The sequence below is a fragment of the Pradoshia sp. Z3_51 genome, assembly GCF_058215915.1.
Genome location: NZ_JBZAJC010000006.1, coordinates 35,408 through 53,410, shown reverse-complemented (window position 1 = coordinate 53,410; position 18,003 = coordinate 35,408). Strand labels below are relative to the sequence as shown.

19 protein-coding genes and 1 pseudogene are annotated in these 18,003 nt (G+C 37.6%); 10 read left to right on the top strand and 10 right to left on the bottom strand.

Annotated features, from left to right (window positions below; translation table 11 throughout):
• Positions 1-11: 11 nt before the first annotated feature.
• Positions 12-941: pseudogene (locus AC4BHA_RS12765) on the bottom strand (transglycosylase domain-containing protein).
• A 65-nt stretch (positions 942-1,006) separates the two neighbouring features.
• The gene (locus AC4BHA_RS12760; RefSeq protein ID WP_490558748.1) at positions 1,007-1,135 is read right to left on the bottom strand and encodes a hypothetical protein; all 129 of its coding nucleotides are present in this window, start codon (positions 1,133-1,135) and stop codon (positions 1,007-1,009) included.
• A 117-nt stretch (positions 1,136-1,252) separates the two neighbouring features.
• Between AC4BHA_RS12760 and kapD the strand changes: the two genes are divergently transcribed.
• Positions 1,253-1,873 carry a 3'-5' exonuclease KapD gene (kapD, locus tag AC4BHA_RS12755; RefSeq protein WP_066106643.1) on the top strand — a complete coding sequence of 207 codons (621 nt, stop codon included), beginning with the start codon at positions 1,253-1,255 and terminating at the stop codon, positions 1,871-1,873.
• A 41-nt stretch (positions 1,874-1,914) separates the two neighbouring features.
• On the opposite strand, the gene kapB is transcribed toward kapD, so the two are convergent.
• The gene (gene kapB / locus AC4BHA_RS12750; protein ID WP_139892300.1) at positions 1,915-2,301 is read right to left on the bottom strand and encodes a kinase-associated lipoprotein KapB; all 387 of its coding nucleotides are present in this window, start codon (positions 2,299-2,301) and stop codon (positions 1,915-1,917) included.
• Positions 2,302-2,430: 129 nt separating this feature from the next.
• Here kapB and AC4BHA_RS12745 point away from each other — a divergent pair, with 129 nt between their 5' ends.
• Together AC4BHA_RS12745 and AC4BHA_RS12740 are read left to right on the top strand one after the other, a co-directional pair.
• Complete coding sequence (locus AC4BHA_RS12745; RefSeq protein ID WP_077248121.1) at positions 2,431-3,171, top strand: peptidylprolyl isomerase; 741 nt, start codon at positions 2,431-2,433, stop codon at positions 3,169-3,171.
• A 151-nt stretch (positions 3,172-3,322) separates the two neighbouring features.
• Positions 3,323-3,526 carry a hypothetical protein gene (locus tag AC4BHA_RS12740; protein WP_066106649.1) on the top strand — a complete coding sequence of 68 codons (204 nt, stop codon included), beginning with the start codon at positions 3,323-3,325 and terminating at the stop codon, positions 3,524-3,526.
• A gap of 108 nt (positions 3,527-3,634) precedes the next feature.
• Here the strand turns inward: AC4BHA_RS12740 and AC4BHA_RS12735 are convergent, their stop codons facing one another.
• On the bottom strand, positions 3,635-4,804 hold the full coding sequence (locus AC4BHA_RS12735) for a MalY/PatB family protein (protein ID WP_066106652.1): 1,170 nt from the start codon (positions 4,802-4,804) through the stop codon (positions 3,635-3,637).
• A 232-nt stretch (positions 4,805-5,036) separates the two neighbouring features.
• On the opposite strand from AC4BHA_RS12735, the gene AC4BHA_RS12730 reads away from it, so the two are divergent.
• Positions 5,037-5,537, top strand: coding sequence for an Lrp/AsnC family transcriptional regulator (locus tag AC4BHA_RS12730; RefSeq protein WP_066106655.1), 501 nt, complete (start codon positions 5,037-5,039; stop codon positions 5,535-5,537).
• Entirely contained in the window at positions 5,534-6,700 is a 1,167-nt protein-coding gene (locus tag AC4BHA_RS12725) for an aminotransferase (RefSeq protein WP_066106660.1), read from the top strand. The genes AC4BHA_RS12730 and AC4BHA_RS12725 overlap by 4 nt, the downstream gene beginning before the upstream one ends.
• 788 nt (positions 6,701-7,488) lie before the next feature.
• On the opposite strand, the gene AC4BHA_RS12720 is transcribed toward AC4BHA_RS12725, so the two are convergent.
• Positions 7,489-7,833, bottom strand: a complete 345-nt coding sequence (locus tag AC4BHA_RS12720) for a helix-turn-helix domain-containing protein (protein ID WP_139892306.1) — start codon at positions 7,831-7,833, stop codon at positions 7,489-7,491.
• A gap of 49 nt (positions 7,834-7,882) precedes the next feature.
• Positions 7,883-9,220 (bottom strand): sodium-dependent transporter, encoded by a 1,338-nt coding sequence (locus AC4BHA_RS12715; RefSeq protein WP_490558747.1) that lies wholly within the window; start codon positions 9,218-9,220, stop codon positions 7,883-7,885.
• A gap of 248 nt (positions 9,221-9,468) precedes the next feature.
• Between AC4BHA_RS12715 and yugI the strand changes: the two genes are divergently transcribed.
• Complete coding sequence (gene yugI, locus AC4BHA_RS12710) at positions 9,469-9,873, top strand: S1 domain-containing post-transcriptional regulator GSP13 (RefSeq protein WP_490558746.1); 405 nt, start codon at positions 9,469-9,471, stop codon at positions 9,871-9,873.
• A gap of 203 nt (positions 9,874-10,076) precedes the next feature.
• Positions 10,077-11,279: an ornithine--oxo-acid transaminase gene (locus AC4BHA_RS12705; RefSeq protein WP_490558745.1), complete on the top strand. Its 1,203-nt coding sequence runs from the start codon at positions 10,077-10,079 to the stop codon at positions 11,277-11,279.
• Positions 11,280-11,323: 44 nt separating this feature from the next.
• Here the strand turns inward: AC4BHA_RS12705 and AC4BHA_RS12700 are convergent, their stop codons facing one another.
• Complete coding sequence (locus AC4BHA_RS12700) at positions 11,324-11,566, bottom strand: DUF378 domain-containing protein (protein WP_066106678.1); 243 nt, start codon at positions 11,564-11,566, stop codon at positions 11,324-11,326.
• Between the two features lie 140 nt (positions 11,567-11,706).
• Here AC4BHA_RS12700 and AC4BHA_RS12695 point away from each other — a divergent pair, with 140 nt between their 5' ends.
• The 3 genes from AC4BHA_RS12695 to AC4BHA_RS12685 all read left to right on the top strand — a co-directional run bounded on the left by AC4BHA_RS12695 (position 11,707) and on the right by AC4BHA_RS12685 (position 14,952).
• On the top strand, positions 11,707-12,870 hold the full coding sequence (locus tag AC4BHA_RS12695; RefSeq protein WP_490558744.1) for an iron-containing alcohol dehydrogenase: 1,164 nt from the start codon (positions 11,707-11,709) through the stop codon (positions 12,868-12,870).
• 146 nt (positions 12,871-13,016) lie between these two features.
• Entirely contained in the window at positions 13,017-14,369 is a 1,353-nt protein-coding gene (locus tag AC4BHA_RS12690; protein ID WP_490558743.1) for a glucose-6-phosphate isomerase, read from the top strand.
• Between the two features lie 157 nt (positions 14,370-14,526).
• Positions 14,527-14,952, top strand: coding sequence for a YugN family protein (locus AC4BHA_RS12685; protein WP_148630737.1), 426 nt, complete (start codon positions 14,527-14,529; stop codon positions 14,950-14,952).
• Between the two features lie 2 nt (positions 14,953-14,954).
• Here AC4BHA_RS12685 and AC4BHA_RS12680 read toward each other — a convergent pair whose 3' ends face one another.
• Genes AC4BHA_RS12680 through AC4BHA_RS12670 form a run of 3 tightly spaced genes read right to left on the bottom strand, consistent with a single transcriptional unit; the run spans position 14,955 to position 18,002 of the window.
• Complete coding sequence (locus AC4BHA_RS12680) at positions 14,955-15,728, bottom strand: potassium channel family protein (protein WP_066106697.1); 774 nt, start codon at positions 15,726-15,728, stop codon at positions 14,955-14,957.
• A gap of 30 nt (positions 15,729-15,758) precedes the next feature.
• Positions 15,759-16,880, bottom strand: coding sequence for a Ger(x)C family spore germination protein (locus tag AC4BHA_RS12675; protein WP_148630739.1), 1,122 nt, complete (start codon positions 16,878-16,880; stop codon positions 15,759-15,761).
• 3 nt (positions 16,881-16,883) lie between these two features.
• Complete coding sequence (locus AC4BHA_RS12670) at positions 16,884-18,002, bottom strand: GerAB/ArcD/ProY family transporter (protein ID WP_139892311.1); 1,119 nt, start codon at positions 18,000-18,002, stop codon at positions 16,884-16,886.
• Position 18,003 lies beyond the last annotated feature (1 nt).

Genomic DNA, 18,003 nt, shown 5'->3' with positions numbered 1-18,003 from the left:
TGACGAAAACTTTAATGGGCTCGATTAAATGTTGAGGGTTTATATGTTTTTCCCCCAATCAATGAGACAAGCTCATGAGTAGAATGATTAATAACTACCGCTGATGCTTCAACGTTTTTATAAGGCAGGATGCTACTAACGGCTGATTTGGCTTTTTCTGAATATCTGAATCGAGAAAAAGTGTGGATCGTAATTCCTGAAAGCAGCAGTTCCGTGATGCGGTTATCTAATTTCTCTGTTAATTGATTAGATTCTTGTTCAGATAAACCAGAAAACTGATAACCATCCTGCTCTGCGACCAGCTGACGAAATTCAGCCAGCGTGTAATCGGTATAATCAGGAAATTCTTGGATTCGTTTGGAAAGATTTAATTTTATTGATTCTTTTAAAATTTGCTCTTTTTCTCCATTCGTTATGAAATTCTTATTCTCAAGTTGCTGCAGAAGTCTAACCTGGCGTTTTTTTGTATTTTGGAAATTAGTCAGCGGGTCATAAAGACTAGGGTTATTAGGAATTGCCGCTAGAAAAGAGAGTTCACCATGCTTGAGATTCTTTGCTGATTTGGAAAAATAAAAATGAGCAGCAGCTTCAATTCCATAGGAACTGTTACCATAGTAAATCGCAATTATGTAAGTATTTAATAGTTAATCTTTTGAAAAATCACGCTCAAGCTGATAGGCGTAAAGCAGTTCAGTTAATTTACGATTATATGTACGTTCATTTGTGAGGAATAAATTTCGAGCGAGCTGTTGTGTAATGGTGCTGCCCCCTTGATGAATTCCCCCGCTTTCCGTATTAATTATGAACGCTCTGCTAATAGCTGATAAATCAAACCCCTTATGTGAATAAAAATGCTGATCCTCTGAAACTACGTAGTTATCCTTTAAAATTTGAGGGATATCAGCATCCTTTATATATTTCCGATTCTCTGTTTGATAGATTTCTCTGATAATTGTCCATCGGAATCTGTGATTGTACTGTTAAGCTGCATGGCTGATTGATCTATTTATAAATTGGTGTCCAAAACATGATTGAGGCTTTGCAATTTGGAAAACTCATTCAGTGTTAATGTACTCAATCCGTATAAGGATGGAACCAGTAATAAAATCATACAAAATCCAATTGATTTTCTCATTTTTACCCACCTGGAATTCTATTCGTATATTTAACTATATCGTATTGATTTTATGGTTAAAAGAGGAAAATTTGGAAGGAGCAATAGATTACACGAAAACAAGGAGGTTGTATCATTGTGAAGAAGGATGACCACTATTTATTCATAGATTTTGAATTTACAATGCCAGAGGATCGAAATAATCCGAATGGGTTCTTTCCTGAAATCATTGAATATGGAATTATCGAGGTAAAGAGTGGAACAATAGTCAATCAATACAATTCTTATGTCCTGCCCAGAGTATTTCAGTCGTTAACGAACCGATGTAAGAACTTTTTGCACATTACCGAAGATGATCTTAAGACAGGGGTGGAATTTGATGTTTTTCACAGTTTACTGCGAGAATTGGATCATCCTAACTCTCCAACGATTGCTACATGGGGAAACATGGATATGAAGGTGTTAAAGCAAAACTGTCAGTATTCAGGACATATATTCCCTTTAACGGGAAAGCAATTGGATTTATCGATTGAGTATCAAAAATTCTTTGGTGACCGAAATCAGACAGGCCTATGGAAAGCAGTTCAGCAATATGGGGACAAGGCTAAAGGCGTTTGGCATCGTGCTTTGGATGATGCCAGAATGACTTATGAACTGTTTACATTAATTGAGCAGGACAGGAGGTATGTGGATAACTATAAGCCAACGACAATCGGAGACGTTGTGGATTTTTCACAGTTATTTAATGGGTTGACGTAAAAAACCAAATCAGTAAAGAGTGATTTGGTTTTTTATGTTTATCATATTGGAAAATACTCGCGCTCTATATTCGATATAGCTGACAAAGACATATCTGACCACTTTGATTCTTCTTTTTGCAATTCCTGTTTTAATGTTTCAAGAGACTGGCGCAGGGATTCTGTGTAATCAGGAATTTCCCCTTTAAACGGTTTCACCATGTTTACCGGGATGTTGGTTTGTTCCCTGTAAGCTAAAGCCTTTCGCTCATGGAAAAAATCAACTTCTGTTTGTTTTGGATGATGAAGATCTCCCTGCATAGGGTGCTTTAATACAGCCAGTATTTTAACAACCATATATCCATTTGTTCGGATATTGGTGATTTCGCCTACATATTTACCGGTTTTATAATGTGCAATCACTTGGTCGCCAATAGTGAGTTCATTCATTTTTATCCCCCATTCATATCTGTTCTTCTCTATCATACCGATGTACCATAATCAATCCTATAAAAAGCTCTTCAGAAAGATGCTTTTTTTTTGAGAATCGTGTAAAGTGAAAAATTGGAGGTAGTTTAAATGAAATGGAAGACCATGATACTATTATTAATAATCCTCCTTGGTGCAGCGATTTGGAATCTGTATATAAAAGATAAGGTATTCCAATCTGGTGATCAAACAACTTTAAAGCTGGATCAAACCATTAAAGAGAAAGAAGGCGAAGATAAAATGACAGTATTACCTCAATTTACAGAAGTACAAGGTAATGAAAGATTAGTGGAGATGGTAACTAATAAAGGTTCCATCCAAATCAAATTATTCCCTGACCAAGCTCCTAAAGCGGTTGAAAATTTCCTGACTCATGCAGAAAATGGATACTACGAGGGGATCATTTTCCACCGCGTGATCAATGATTTCATGATTCAAGGCGGAGATCCAACTGGAACAGGAATGGGTGGAGAAAGCATTTGGGGTAAATCATTCGAAGATGAATTCACGATGGATTTATTTAATTTCCGTGGTGCTTTGTCTATGGCAAATGCCGGCCCTGGTACAAATGGAAGTCAATTCTTTATTGTTCAAAAAGGTGCTGTTGAAGCGAATCTAAAAGGACAAATGGAACAAGCGGGATATCCTCAGGAAGCAGTGGAAAAATACATGGAAATAGGCGGAACTCCTTGGCTTGACCACAGACATACCGTGTTTGGACAAGTTACTGAAGGAATGGATGTTGTAGATGACATCGCAACTACTAAAGTAGGTCCTAACGATAAACCGGTTTATGATGTAGTGATTGAAAAAATCAACATCCTAAAATAATCCCTATAATGTAAGTAGGCTGTCGATGACTCGGCAGCTTTTTTCTTATTTATAAATGAGGATAATCAAATATCACTTATACTCACCCTAGTCGTGTTATAATATGGTTAAAATTCAAATGTTTTCAAATCAGGAAAGGGTGTCTCAAAACATGTCTCAGCCATTAGCGTTTATTATAGGATTATTCTTGTATTTTCCTGAAGATAAAAGAGAATACATTCCAGCCGGATTAACGATGGCCATTTTTACATTGTTTGCAGTGTTAACGATGCGGTTTATCATTGTTTATAATCGTAAGCAGGTACAGAAGGCAAAGGAATTGGAAGAAAAATTAAAAGAGCAAAATATTCAATGATGGCTGCACATGCAAAGTGTGCAGTTTTTTTTTGCCGAAATCTGAGTGGATTCTTCTTAAAATTAAACAAGCATTTGCCAGACTGATTGGCAAATGCTTGTTACATAATTAGTTGAGGTCTTGGAATGCTTCGTGCAATCTGCGCAAGCCCTCAGTGAGAGTGTCCTTAGAGCACCCTATATTCATTCGAACAAATCCTTGGCCATCCTGCCCATATTTCGCACCGGGTTCAAGAGCCAATTTCCCTTTATGGATGAGCCTTTCTGTGATTTCAATATCTGATATTCCTAAATCCCGTAAATCGATCCAAACAAGGAAAGATGCTTGAGGAATCATGATGTTTATTTTCGGTAAATGCTTAGAAACATAATCAGTCAGGATTTCAATATTCTCTTCAATTTTGGATACGGTCTCACTCACCCACTCAGCACCATGGGTGTAGGCCGCTTCCATGGCAGTATAGGCAAGTACATTAATGCCCCCAATACCTTGCTTGAGGAATTGCTGTTCCATTTTTAAGAGGTAATCTTTATTTTCACTTAGGATCAGAGAGCCATGCAATCCAGCGATATTAAAGGTTTTACTAGGAGCCATCAGTGTAATAACATCTTTGCTGATGATTCCGGCAGGTGTGTGAATATTGTCATAAAGAATCAGGTCAGCGTGAATTTCATCGGAAATGACAGGCACTTGATAGTGCTGACATAGGCTAATCATTCTCTCAAGGTCTTTCTTTGCCCAAACCGTTCCGCCAGGATTGTGCGGGCTGCATAAGATGAATAATTTTACTCCATTACGAAGCTTGTTTTCAAAGTCTTCAAAATCAATTTCAAATTGATTTTGGTTGATTTTCATTCTATTGGTAACAAGAGTTCGGCCATTACTTTTAACGACATTATGAAATGGACCGTAGACAGGTGTTTGAATCATCACTTGATCTCCAGCTTCAGTAAATGCAAGAACAGCTGCTGATAAGGACGGAACTACACCTGGACTAAAAGAAATATTTTCTCTTTTAAGCGACCATTTATGCTTTTCGTTCATCCAATTTATGATAGCCTGGTATACAGAATCGGAGGCATATGTATATCCGAATATTGGGTGCTGTATGCGGGTAATTAAAGCTTCCTGTACCTGAACAGGCGAAGCCCAGTCCATGTCTGCCACCCACATTGGCCATAAGTCACTGCCTGCGAATAATGAATCAACGTTATCCCATTTATACGAAGCTGTTCCTTTACGATCTATAATGGTTTCTGTATTTGTTGTACTATTCATTTTTTCACCCCGCCTTTATATGATTCCCTTATTTTATCATATATTTACAGACTGGCAGTTTTTGAAGATTTATTAATTGGCTTGTTTTCTCAAATAAATATGGTATGTGAGATGAAAATAATTGATTACATATTCATATGTATAAAATGAGTGTTATAATGGAAAAAGTTTAATTTAAATTAAATTTTCAGATATCTTTATATCTAATGATACTTTTAATGGAGGTGAGGGTATGAACCTTACAGCTAAGGAAATTGAGATTTTGAATATTCTCGAAGAAAACGCCAGAATCCCTCTGGATGATATAGTAAAAATGACAGCAATGTCTAAAGAGGAAGTTGAACTAGCCTTAAAAAAACTGAAAGAATCCAATATTATTGTTGGCTATGCCGCTTTGGTCGATTGGTCGAAAGTTAAAGATCACGAAGGAGTTACTGCCATGATTGATGTGAAAGTAACCCCTAAAAGAGGCGTAGGCTTTGATGAGACAGCAAAACGAATTTATCGCTATGAAGAGGTCACATCCGTTTATTTAATGTCAGGTGCTTATGACTTATCTGTGGTCATTGAGGGCAAGTCGATGAATGAGGTAGCGCGATTTGTTTCAGACAAATTATCGACTCTTGATTCAGTTATTTCTACAACGACTCACTTTATTCTTAAAAAGTATAAACATGATGGGACTGTATTTGCACCTCTTGATGAGGATAAAAGGATTGTGATAACTCCATGATTAAAACGAGTTATCTATCTGATACGGCTCGAGAAATGAAGCCCTCCGGAATACGTAAATTTTTTGATTTGGCAGCAGGCATGGAAGGTATCGTTTCGCTTGGTGTAGGTGAGCCAGATTTTGTTACTCCGTGGCGATACAGGGAAGCTGCTATCCTCTCGATGGAAGAAGGCTATACGTCTTACACAGCAAATGCAGGATTGCTTGATTTACGCGAGGAAATTGCAGCCTATATGAGTAGACGTTTTCAGGTAACATACTCCCCTGAAAATCAAATTATTGTAACTGTAGGTGCAAGTCAGGCAATCGATATCGCCTTACGAGCCATTCTCAACCCAGGAGAAGAAGTAATAGTCGTTGAACCATGCTTCGTATCCTATGCTCCATTAGTGGCATTGGCAGGAGGTAAGCCTGTTTCGGTTGGAACCATGAAAGAATCTGATTTTAAACTGTTACCCGAACAGTTAGAAGCAGCTATAACACCGAAAACGAAGGCGATTATGATTTGTTCACCCAATAATCCAACAGGAACCCAATTGTCTAAGGATGATTTGAAAGCATTAGCTGAAATTGCTATTAAACATGATGTTCTTGTGATTTCCGATGAAATCTATGCGGAACTTGTTTATGATGACGCGTATACCAGCTTTGCAGCCATTGAAGGGATGTATGAACGGACGATTTTAATATCAGGCTTCTCAAAGGGATTTGCTATGACAGGCTGGAGGCTTGGTTTTGTATGTGCAAACAAAGAAATCTCTGAAGCTATGCTGAAAATCCACCAGTATGCGATTATGTGTGCCCCTACATCTGCCCAATATGCTGCTTTGGAGGCCCTGCGATATGGGGCGGGATATGTGGAAGAAATGCGTATGAGCTATAATCATCGAAGAAATTATATTGTTAGTTCATTTAATGAGATTGGTTTGAAGTGCCACACACCGGGTGGAGCATTTTATGCTTTTCCATCCATTGAATCTACTGGCATGAGCTCTGAAGAATTTGCAGAAAAATTATTGATTGAGGAAAAGGTAGCAGTAGTACCAGGCAATGTATTTGGTATAGGCGGAGAAGGGCATATCCGTTGCTCTTACGCTACATCTATCGATCAATTACGGGAAGCCTTAACCAGAATTGAACGATTTTTAAACAATCATTCATAAATTTCCTTAAGGACTTTTACTAAGAGTTTTCTGAGTATAGGGAAAAGATTTTCAAATATAAAAAATGAGGGGGCAACCATAAGTCGTTAAATGACCTATGGTTGCCCCTTTGTTTTGTTCATAAGGATTTGATTATTTTAATTTTAAGTCCTTTAAAAGGAAAAGCATTCTTAAAGACACACCAGGCTATAGAAATCAATGCAGCTAATTAAGGCAATTAGCCGCAATATGTTTGCTTACTTGGGAATCCGGTTCTAAATAAACACGTATTTTAATAGAAATAGAGCCAAGTTGGATGGGAATTCAGCCGAATCTTATTGAAATCCAGCCGACCCAGCCAAATTCCAGCCAAGCTCAATTATTAAAACAGAATGTTGATCAAAAAGAGGCTGGGACAAAAGGTTTCCAATAACTAAAAAAGCCGAACTATTATTAAATGCAGTGTTAGCATTATTTATAATAGTTCGGCTTTTTCTATTTAGATTAATAAAAATCCAATATATCATTCGGCTTTAGACATAGTAAATTTAGTTATGTCCCAGCCTCTTCAAGGCGTAAGGTATCGGTACATAAGTATAGCCACTGCGGAGGGCTACAGGATGTTGGTCATGAAGACGTTGCCACAGGACGTGGCGTTCTTAGTCTTCGTTCCTTTTCCAGCCGTTTCAGCCTTTTAATAATCCAGCTTCAACTCCTAGTCCCTCGAGTCATAAGGATAGCCACTGCGGGAGGGAAGAACACCTCCCTGCGTGCCTCTCTCTTATGCTTTTCGGGCCTGGGCAGTCGTTTCAGCTTTTTAAGTTCCCCATTATCCTTAGGAAGTCGGCTTCGGTTATGTCTTGGGTTTTCTTTAGTATTAATTTCGCTCGCTTTTGCCCCATTGTGTTGATGAGGTGATGGAGTTCGGGATCTAGTTGGCATGGTCCTGTTGGATTGGCGTGCTCCATTAATTCGGAGGCAGGGCAATCCAATGCAGTTGAAATAGTCAGGAGAACCTGGAGGCTTGGTGTTATTTCATTTTCCTCGTATTGCTCAAGTTTGTGAGTGCCGATTCTGGAGCGTAACGCTAGCTCTTCCACACTCATTCCTTTGTCAATTCTGTACTTACGAATATTTTCTCCAATTGTAGCCATTATCAATCCCTCCCGATATTAATAGTTCTCCTTATATTCTACCACCTTACTAAATAATTCCAATAGAGTTCAGGAAGACTAATAAAATTGCGGCAGGGCATACGTAACGGACTAGGATATACCAACCGTTAAACATCCAGTATTTCAATTTCGAGCCATTTTGTAACTCTGTTCTGACTGCGTTTTTATCCATAACGTAACCTATAAATATAGAGATAAATAGTGAACCGAGCGGCAGGGCAAGATTTGAAACAATAAAATCTGCCAGATCAAAGAATGTTTTCCCTGCAATATGAACATCATTTAAAATGCCATAGGATAAAGCACTCGGAATCCCAACAATGAAGGTGATGATTCCAGCCAGCCATGCGGAAGATTTTCGTTTCTCGGGATTTTCTTTTGAAATGACTGCTACAACAATTTCCAAAATGGAAAAGGCGGAGGTAAGAGTCGCAAATAACAATAAGACCATAAAGATGATCATAAAAAATCCTCCGAATGCGATCTCATTAAATACAGCTGGCAGTATGACAAAAACTAGCCCTGGACCTGATGCAGGATCATATCCCAACGCAAATACGGCAGGGAAAATAACAAGTCCTGCTAATAAGGAGATTAAAATATTTAATCCCACAACAGAAAAGCCGGATTTCATCAAATTCTCGTTTTTCGGCAAATAGGAAGCGTAGGTTACCATTACAGATGTTCCCACACTAAGAGCGAAAAAGGCTTGTCCAAGTGCCAGCAATACGGATTCACCAGTGATTTTATTGAAGTCTGGCTGCAAGAAGAATCTAACACCTTCCATAGCTCCATCCAGGGTTAACGATCGAACGGCCAATATAATAAACAAAATGAATAATGCCGGCATCATATACTTGCTTGCCCGTTCAATCCCTTTTTTGATTCCTCCCTGAACCACCCATATTGTCAATAATATGAACAGAATCTGAGAAATGATTGATTCATATGGATTTTCAATAATGTTATTAAATAATGATTCATAATTAGCTACCCCTGTTATCTGCCCAAGTAGACTTCTGCCTAGATAGGATAAAATCCAGCCGCCTACCACACTGTAAAAGGATAGCAACAGAACGGAAGCAATTACACCCATCCACCCCAATAAAAACCATTTAGAATTAGGGGCTATAACTTTATAGGCACTGACTGCATCTTTTTGTGCATTTCGTCCAATGACAAATTCGGCAATTAAAATAGGAGCACCGATAAAAAGTGTGAACGCAATAAATAAAAGGAAGAAGGCTGCACCGCCATTTGTTCCAGCCATGTAGGGGAATTTCCAAATGGCACCCAGTCCAATTGCTGAACCGGCAGCAGCTAAAATAAATCCAATCTTTGATGACCATTGTTCATGTTTTTGCATGTATGCACCTCATAGCTTGTAATCTTATTAATCGTATAATAGTAGCATTATACAGGAATAATTGCCAGAATATTAAATCTGATTGAACAGGTAAGTTATTCCTGTCGGGAAAGGTGTTTATTATTAGGCGATAGGGTAAATAAAAATAGAAGAGTGTGTAGGTCATTTTTGATAATGGCTCAACATTATGCTATAATTTTATATTGCGTATATAAACGAAAAATTTAAACATTTATAGGAGTGTTATTATGACTACAAAATATGAAGTAGGTCAAATTCTTACCGGTAAAGTAACTGGCATTCAGCCTTATGGAGCATTCGTTGCCTTAGACGAAAATACACAAGGACTCGTTCATATTTCTGAAATTACGTACGGGTTTGTGAAAGATATTAATGATCAATTAAAATTAGGCGATGAAGTTAAAATTAAAGTTCTTTCCGTTAATGAAGAAGCTGGAAAAATCGCTTTATCTATCCGTGCTACAGAAGAGCCGCCAGCAGTTAAACAGGAAGCTCGTAAGCCTAAGAAAAAATCTCAACAAGGTTCAGTTAAAATTCCGCCTGCTGAAACACCACAAGGATTCAATACACTTAAAGATAAATTGGAAGAGTGGATTGAACAATCCAAACGCGAAGATCTTATTAAAAAATAATTGAATAGAAATGCAGAAACTGCCCTCATCACTTGTTTCGACTGTGATGAGGGCAGTTTTTTTGTTGTAAACAGTTATTAATTCCAATTGTTCGTAAATTATCGGATAATATAGACAAGACTCAATTATCGTTTAAATGGGTTTTTAGTCGAATGGAATTATACCTTATACGAATGAAAAACTTAGATAGGGGGCCGATTCATGTGACAAAGACAACTGTTTCCAACGAAGTGATTGAACAAACAGAACAATATGGTGCCAGGAACTATCACCCATTGCCGATTGTTATAGCAGAAGCTGAGGGTGTTTGGGTGAAGGATCCAGAGGGAAACCGATATATGGACATGCTGAGTGCTTATTCGGCTGTAAACCAGGGACATCGTCACCCAAGAATTATTCGAGCTTTAAAGGAGCAAGCAGATCGTGTAACTCTGACGTCAAGAGCTTTTCATAATGATCAGCTTGGTCCATGGTATGAAAAAATTTGTAAGCTAGCAAACAAAGACAAAGCACTTCCTATGAATACTGGTGCGGAGGCGGTTGAAACAGCTTTTAAAGCTGCAAGAAGATGGGCCTATGATGTAAAAGGAGTGGAAAAGGACAAGGCAGAATTTATCGCCTGCACTGGGAACTTTCATGGCAGAACGATGCTCGCTGTTTCTCTTTCTTCTGATGAAGAATATAAAAGAGGTTTTGGTCCAATGCTGCCAGGCATTAAGCTTATCCCATTTGGCGATATAGAAGCTTTAAAGGAAGCGATTACTCCCAATACAGCAGGCTTTTTGATTGAGCCAATCCAAGGTGAAGCAGGAATTAATATACCTTCTGAAGGGTTCCTTAAGGGAGCATATGATGTATGTAAGGCTAATGATGTTTTATTTATTGCAGATGAGATTCAGGTAGGGCTTTGCAGAACGGGCAGGATGTTTGCATGTGAGTGGGAGGATGTTGTTCCTGATATTTATATTTTGGGTAAGGCCCTTGGTGGCGGAGTATTCCCAATTTCCTGTATTCTGGCCAATCATGATATTCTTGATGTTTTTAATCCGGGGTCCCATGGATCTACTTTTGGTGGTAATCCATTAGCCTGCGCAGTATCTATGGAGGCTATTGATGTGTTAGTTGAAGAGAATTTGGCTGGAAAATCCGAACATCTGGGAGCCTATCTGAGTGAAGAATTAAGGAAGATTGAAAATCCTATTATAAAAGAAATCAGAGGCCGTGGTTTATTTATTGGTATGGAATTAACGGAATCAGCACGCCCATATTGTGAACGGTTAAAGGATGAGGGCTTATTATGTAAGGAAACTCATGATAATGTCATCCGTTTTGCCCCACCACTTATCATTACCAAAGAAGAGCTTGATTGGGCGATTTCAAAAATTAAAAAGGTATTGTCTGTATAAATGAATAGGCCCATCCAAATAAAGGGATGGGCCTATTCTAGATATTATGATTTTGATGGATTTGGTTGTTCCTGGCTGCTTGTTTGTTCGCTTGGCTTGAATAATAATCCAAGATTGACAAGGCCTGCAATTCCAACAAGTGCATAAATAACACGTGCGAAACCACCAGCTTGGCTTCCGCCCCCAAAAACAGTTGCAACCAAATCGAATTGGAAAAATCCGATAAGTCCCCAGTTAATGGCGCCTATAATTGTTAAGACAAGTGCGGTACGTTGTATACCACTCATTTGATTTCCTCCTTCAAAAAGCATGGTTCAGTTATAGAGTGGTTAAAAAAAGAAAATATTATACATGATTTTAGGTTTTATTAATGAAATTAAAGGAATTAAAGATAAAGAAAACGGAATAATAGGGAGGAAATAGAATTATGCAAAATTTTACATATAAAAATCCGACAAATTTAGTATTTGGTAAGGATACAGTTAAAGAACTGAAAAATTTAATACCAGCCGATTCAAAAAATATTTTATTAATTTATGGTGGGGGAAGCATAAAGAAAAATGGCTTATATGATCGTGTTGTTGATGAGCTGAAGCACAGAGAACTAACCTATCATGAATTATCTGGAGTAGAACCAAATCCGCGTATCTCTACTGTGCGCAAAGGTGTCGATATATGCCGAGAAAATGAGGTTGATTTTCTTTTAGCTATTGGCGGAGGTAGTGTTATTGATTGTACGAAGGCAATTGCGGCAGGTGTTGTGTATGAGGGAGATCCATGGGATTTAGTCACCAAGAAAGCCAAAGTAAAGGGCGCTATGCCGTTTGGTACAGTTTTAACACTGGCAGCCACAGGCTCTGAAATGAACTCTGGCAGTGTGATTACGAATTGGGAGACACAGGAGAAGCACGGGTGGGGTTCACCCTATGCATACCCTCAGTTTTCTATCCTGGATCCGGTTAATACGTTCACAGTTCCTCGCGATCAGACGATTTACGGAATGGTTGATATGATGTCACATGTGTTGGAAACATATTTTAACCACACAGAAAATACACCTTTACAGGATAGAATGTGTGAATCAGTGTTAAAAACAGTTAAAGAAACGGCTCCAAAATTACTGAACGATATGGAAAATTATCAGTATCGGGAAACTATTCTTTACTGTGGAACGGTGGCTTTAAATGGTACATTGAGTGTGGGTATCCGTGGCGATTGGGCAACGCATAATATCGAACATGCTGTGTCAGCTGTCTATGATATTCCTCATGCAGGGGGTCTGGCAATCCTATTTCCAAACTGGATGAAGCACTGTATGCACGAAAATCTTGATAAGTTAGTCAGATTGGGAACTGAGGTATTTGACGTTGATTCAGCTGGTAAATCAAAAGAGGAAATCGCTAATGATTGTATCCGTAATATAAGAGATTTCTGGACAGGAATCGGTGCTCCATCCCGATTGGCTGATTATGATATAGACGATTCCAAAATAGAGTTAATAGCAGACAAAGCAATGGTGAATGGAGAGTTCGGAAACTTTAAAAAGCTTAATAAAGAGGATGTACTATCTATTCTCAAAGCATCTTTATAGTTTGAAAAAAAGGTCTTCCTGTAAGACCTTTTTCTCAATGTTACGAAATGTAAACGCTTGAAATTTTTGAAGCTATTAGTCGCAACTTGATTATCATTTTCGGATTCTGTAAAGTGAAAATGAGGAAACTGAATGGAGGACAAAAAATGACTCATATTAAATTTGATTATTCAAAAGCACTAGAATTTTTCCAAGAGCATGAAGTGTCTTATATGAAGGATACTGTAAAGCAACTGCATCATACAATCCATGAAAAAACAGGAGCTGGTAATGATTATCTTGGATGGTTATCTTTGCCTTCCTATTATGATAAAGAAGAGTTTGCACGTATAAAGAAAGCAGCAGAAAAGATTAAAAACGATTCTGATATCTTATTAGTTATTGGGATTGGCGGATCTTATCTTGGAGCTAGAGCGGCAATTGAAATGCTTCAACACAGCTTCTTTAATATTCTGCCTAGTGAAAAGCGTAAAGCTCCGCAAATCATTTTTGCAGGTAACAATATCAGTTCTACATATATGCGCGATTTAATGGATCTTCTTGAAGGAAAAGATTTCTCGATTAATGTTATATCTAAATCCGGTACAACTACTGAACCAGCGATTGCCTTCCGTATTTTCCGTAAGCTATTGGAAGAAAAATATGGCGCAGAAGCAGCAAAGGGCCGCATTTATGCAACTACAGATAAAGCTAGAGGCGCTTTAAAAACAGTTGCTGATGAAGAAGGGTTTGAAACATTTGTCATTCCTGATGATGTAGGCGGACGTTATTCTGTTCTTACAGCTGTTGGATTACTGCCGATTGCTGCAAGCGGAGCGGATATCGATGTTATCATGAAAGGTGCAGCTGCAGCTGAGCAAGATTATTCTGAATCTGAATTAGAGAACAATGAGGCGTATCAATATGCAGTTGTTCGTAATCTTCTTTATCGTAAAGGGAAAACCATTGAGATGTTGATTAACTATGAGCCATCCTTACAGTATTTCTCCGAGTGGTGGAAACAGCTCTTTGGTGAAAGTGAAGGAAAAGATCAAAAAGGAGTTTATCCATCTTCTGCGAACTTCTCAACTGATCTTCACTCATTAGGACAATACGTGCAGGAAGGTCGCAGAGATCTGTTTGAAACAGTTATAAAAGTAGAAAAGCCACGCCATGAATTAGTTCTTGAAGAGGCAGCAAATGATTTGGATAACCTCAATTATTTAGCTGGACAAACAGTAGATTTCGTGAATAATAAGGCATTTGAGGGTACATTATTAGCTCATACAGATGGCGGAGTTCCGAACTTGGTTGTGAGCATTCCGGCACTTGATGAATATACATTTGGTTATATGGTCTACTTCTTCGAAAAAGCATGCGCAATGAGCTGCTATTTAATGGGGGTAAATCCATTTGATCAGCCAGGTGTCGAAGCATATAAAGTTAATATGTTCGCTTTACTTGGCAAAGCTGGCTTTGAAGAAAAGAAAGCTGAGCTTGAAAAACGATTAAATTCTTAATATTATGTTCGTGCAAAAAATACCCGGTAAATGAACCGGGTATTTTTTATATGTACCATAGTTGAGAATATTAGGTGTTGAAGGCTGCCAATACCAGACATACCTTTCCTTCTATCAGTGGATATTAATAAAGGATCTAAAGGAAGGAAGGGATAACATGATTGAAATACCATCACGTCTAACAAATACAATAACAAATTATGTGTATGCCCATCATCAGCTTGGAAGCCATGGGTTTATCGTTGGCGGGAACTGGGATTATAAGCATGGTTATTTTGATTATCTAATGGATGGCGGTAGTAAATCAAATTATATTAGGATTCCCTTTACCACCATTAAGGGGTCTATAGAAGATAAAAACGGAGTAATCCGCTTTGGGACTCCTTACTTATTATCTTATGAAGCTAAAACCGGTGCCCAATTTTATATGAATCACCACCCATATTCAGATGAATGTGAATTTGATCATTACTCAAATCCATCAGATAATGTGTACGGTGGTGATTCAGGTTTGGAAAGATATTTAGATCTAGGCAGAGTATTAGTAAATGAAGCGGAAATTGCTGTGTTGGGATATGAATAAAATTATCTTGAAGACGGCTCTTGTTCGACTGTTTCTATAATGGTTTGGCTAATAATCGTATTAGTTGCAATAATACGATCTGCACCAGCTCGTTTGGCATTTTTCATTTGAAAGGGAGCCATTATTTCACAAATACAAGTGGCTTCTGGATAAAGGCCTTTAATACACAGTAAGGAAGCGATGACATGCAAATCAGAAGCACGTTCAGTTTTCGAGCGATCTGCTGTTAAAATGATGAATTCACTCTCGGTTACATTTGCATGAATCCATGTCTGTTCATTTGTACTGTCATTTTTCAAAAAAAAGATATGAGTGTCTGGCATTGGATGGGATTCTAATGTCTCGTCTATGATGACTATATTTCTTCGTGGATTCTCCTTATGCCATGTATCGATTAGCATTTTAGTACATTCATTCCAACCAACTATAATAAGATGCTTACGTTTTGTATAGATGGCAGAACCAAGCTGCAGGGCTGTCTGCCGTTTAATCACATAGGATGACATAGATGCGTAGTAGTAAGAAACAAATGCTGCACCAATTAAGATTAATGTACTGGCAGTTAACCTCCCTAAAAGAGTTTTGGGCACAATTTCGCCATACCCCACAGTTGTAATTGATTCAATGGTAAACCATATTCCTTCACCAATGTTGGTAAATGTTGAAGGCTCAATCAGATGCATAAGGATTCCATAGACTAGAATAATGCCAACGATAATAATAATCAGACGAGCAACTAAATGAAGTTTATTGAAAATATACTGAGCAGTATTCATACGTCGTCCTCGCTCTTATCAAAAATCTATTCAATCTAAAATTCCATTGTCCACAACTTTTATTTTAACAGTTGGGTTAATCTCAACTTTTTTTAAATCTAACTTTCCATTCTTCTTATACTCATCAAACAATTTTGGATCCTTAACCATCAGCTTACGGCCAAGCGCGAGTGCATCGCAATTGCTTTTCACTAACGTATCAGTTACTTTTCTAGCTTGTTTCGTTAAGTCCTTAGAAATATGCTTCTCAAGGGTTTTAATTTCGTCCTCTTTAAGCAAACCCTTTGTATATTCAGATACAGAAACCCTTAAGTTTAATGAAACTGTATAGACCGGTTTAGAGTCCTTGATTTTTAATTTTATTTTATGGGTGTTTTTTCGAATAAAAAAGCTAACCTTTTCATCAATTTCATTTTTTTTCTCCGGATTATTTATTGTAAATTGAGTATAGGTTCCTTCTTTGCCAACCATTAATAAGTATAAAGAAGAGTCCTCCCCAATTAAATTTTTACCGGTATAACTTAAGTTATCGAATAAAGCTACTCCCTTTACTTTTACCAGGCCACCCTTAAGTTTTTCTACATAGGGAAGGACAAAATCCTGACCTGGATCAAACATGGCAGGCATAATCGTAGCTAATGATTGCTCAGGAATCATGGAATGGTCTTCTGCACTGTCGAGTAACTCTTGTATGGCTCTACTAATTAAAGTGCCCTTAATATACTCGTCTTTTAAAATGTCTCGTGATTTTCCTTTTGTAATCAAGACTTTTGCGTTTACATTACTTTTTGCATCACGATATAACACATCCAGCAGGGGATAGATATCTGTTTTCGCCAATTCCTCGCCTATTAAAACATTACTTAATTTATTTATTGAGAATTCGCCGGGCGTAATTTGATTCATTTTTTCCCTTAAAATTAATGGAGATGCTCCCTTTACTTTATAACTGGTATTATAGGGTTCTATTTGTCCCCCACCTGCAGGCTTTAATGCACGAATAATTGTAATTAATTCCAGTGGTTCCGGGCCTTTAGCTTTGTCAAAACCTAAACTGAATGCCAGGGAAGTTTTAGATAAAAAATTTTGGTCCCAGCATCCTGTGGTAGCAATCAATATTGATAATATTAAACCTATCTTTAATAGTTTCATGGATCAATCACCTGCCTGATTTTGATGACTCTGGTTTATTTTTCGAATCATAGCAATAGCCAGTAGAAGAATGGGAAACCCTATCATGAACACATAAGTAAAGGGTAGCAAATAATTATTAAGACGAATCATGTTATCCTGCGCTTCCGGAAAAAGAGCACATAGAAGTGAGATTATCAAAGTAATAACCAATACAATGATTTTTTTGTTCTTGAATCGAGTATTTTCTGATATTCCTATTCCTGCTATAAAAATATATAGGACATAGGAAACGAGCATTGGTGAGATCCAGGCGCACATAATAATCAAATCCATCCGTTCAAAAATGCTAAGTATCGTCAATATTTTTAGTAAATAGAGAACTGGAATTGGAACTAGACCTAATGAATATGTACCAAAATGGGCAAGACAGATTACTAATAAAACAAGATAAATCAATGAAATAGTCAGGATTGAAAAAGTAATTACTCTTTTTTTTGTTTTTAATTTGTCATGAAGAAGTGGTAATAATACAAGTAATGAACTTAGGCCTGCATAACCAATCCCCATATGATATGAACCATTCAAAATTTTAGTAACCGGAACATCCCCAACTGGCAGTAGAAATAAAAGATGCATTTTAGGAATGGCAAAAGAAATAGAGAACAGGAGAAAGCCTGTTAACGCTAGGAATGTTATGCCGCTGAACCGCGCGAGTGTAGTTATCGTCCCTTTGGCTATATAGAGTCCCATTAAAATAAAGATTAGGTAAACAACAAATAGCGGTGTGACAGGCAGTGTCCATTCCTTTGATAAATACGTAAAATATAAAGCCGTATAGGTAGCAAGGCCAATGAAATAGATGATATACAGCCAATTCATTATTTTTCCGATCCATTTGCTTGTTAGAATCTCTGTCATTTGGAATAGATTCTTATCCGGTAATCGTTTATGCAATGAAAAGATGACCCATCCAATTAGTTGAAAGAAGATTAAAGTGATGATGGCAGATATCCAGGCATTATGTTTACTATGCTCATTAACAAGATAAGGAATGGCAAAAATCATGACAGAGCTAACGGATTGGACGGTTAAAAAGTATAATTGGTGAGCTGACAATAACTTTTTATTAGAAGCTATCATA

Excerpts from the sequence above, each read along its gene's own strand:
- AC4BHA_RS12735 (WP_066106652.1), bottom strand. The coding sequence starts at position 4,804 with ATGAATAGTACAACAAATACAGAAACCATTATAGATCGTAAAGGAACA.
- yugI (WP_490558746.1), top strand. The coding sequence starts at position 9,469 with ATGACTACAAAATATGAAGTAGGTCAAATTCTTACCGGTAAAGTAACT.
- AC4BHA_RS12675 (WP_148630739.1), bottom strand. The coding sequence starts at position 16,880 with ATGAAACTATTAAAGATAGGTTTAATATTATCAATATTGATTGCTACC.
- AC4BHA_RS12745 (WP_077248121.1), top strand. The coding sequence starts at position 2,431 with ATGAAATGGAAGACCATGATACTATTATTAATAATCCTCCTTGGTGCA.
- AC4BHA_RS12740 (WP_066106649.1), top strand. The coding sequence starts at position 3,323 with ATGTCTCAGCCATTAGCGTTTATTATAGGATTATTCTTGTATTTTCCT.
- kapB (WP_139892300.1), bottom strand. The coding sequence starts at position 2,301 with ATGAATGAACTCACTATTGGCGACCAAGTGATTGCACATTATAAAACC.
- AC4BHA_RS12700 (WP_066106678.1), bottom strand. The coding sequence starts at position 11,566 with ATGAGTGGTATACAACGTACCGCACTTGTCTTAACAATTATAGGCGCC.
- AC4BHA_RS12715 (WP_490558747.1), bottom strand. The coding sequence starts at position 9,220 with ATGCAAAAACATGAACAATGGTCATCAAAGATTGGATTTATTTTAGCT.
- AC4BHA_RS12685 (WP_148630737.1), top strand. The coding sequence starts at position 14,527 with ATGATTGAAATACCATCACGTCTAACAAATACAATAACAAATTATGTG.
- AC4BHA_RS12725 (WP_066106660.1), top strand. The coding sequence starts at position 5,534 with ATGATTAAAACGAGTTATCTATCTGATACGGCTCGAGAAATGAAGCCC.
- AC4BHA_RS12690 (WP_490558743.1), top strand. The coding sequence starts at position 13,017 with ATGACTCATATTAAATTTGATTATTCAAAAGCACTAGAATTTTTCCAA.
- AC4BHA_RS12680 (WP_066106697.1), bottom strand. The coding sequence starts at position 15,728 with ATGAATACTGCTCAGTATATTTTCAATAAACTTCATTTAGTTGCTCGT.
- AC4BHA_RS12720 (WP_139892306.1), bottom strand. The coding sequence starts at position 7,833 with ATGGCTACAATTGGAGAAAATATTCGTAAGTACAGAATTGACAAAGGA.
- AC4BHA_RS12760 (WP_490558748.1), bottom strand. The coding sequence starts at position 1,135 with ATGAGAAAATCAATTGGATTTTGTATGATTTTATTACTGGTTCCATCC.
- AC4BHA_RS12695 (WP_490558744.1), top strand. The coding sequence starts at position 11,707 with ATGCAAAATTTTACATATAAAAATCCGACAAATTTAGTATTTGGTAAG.
- AC4BHA_RS12730 (WP_066106655.1), top strand. The coding sequence starts at position 5,037 with ATGAACCTTACAGCTAAGGAAATTGAGATTTTGAATATTCTCGAAGAA.
- AC4BHA_RS12670 (WP_139892311.1), bottom strand. The coding sequence starts at position 18,002 with ATGATAGCTTCTAATAAAAAGTTATTGTCAGCTCACCAATTATACTTT.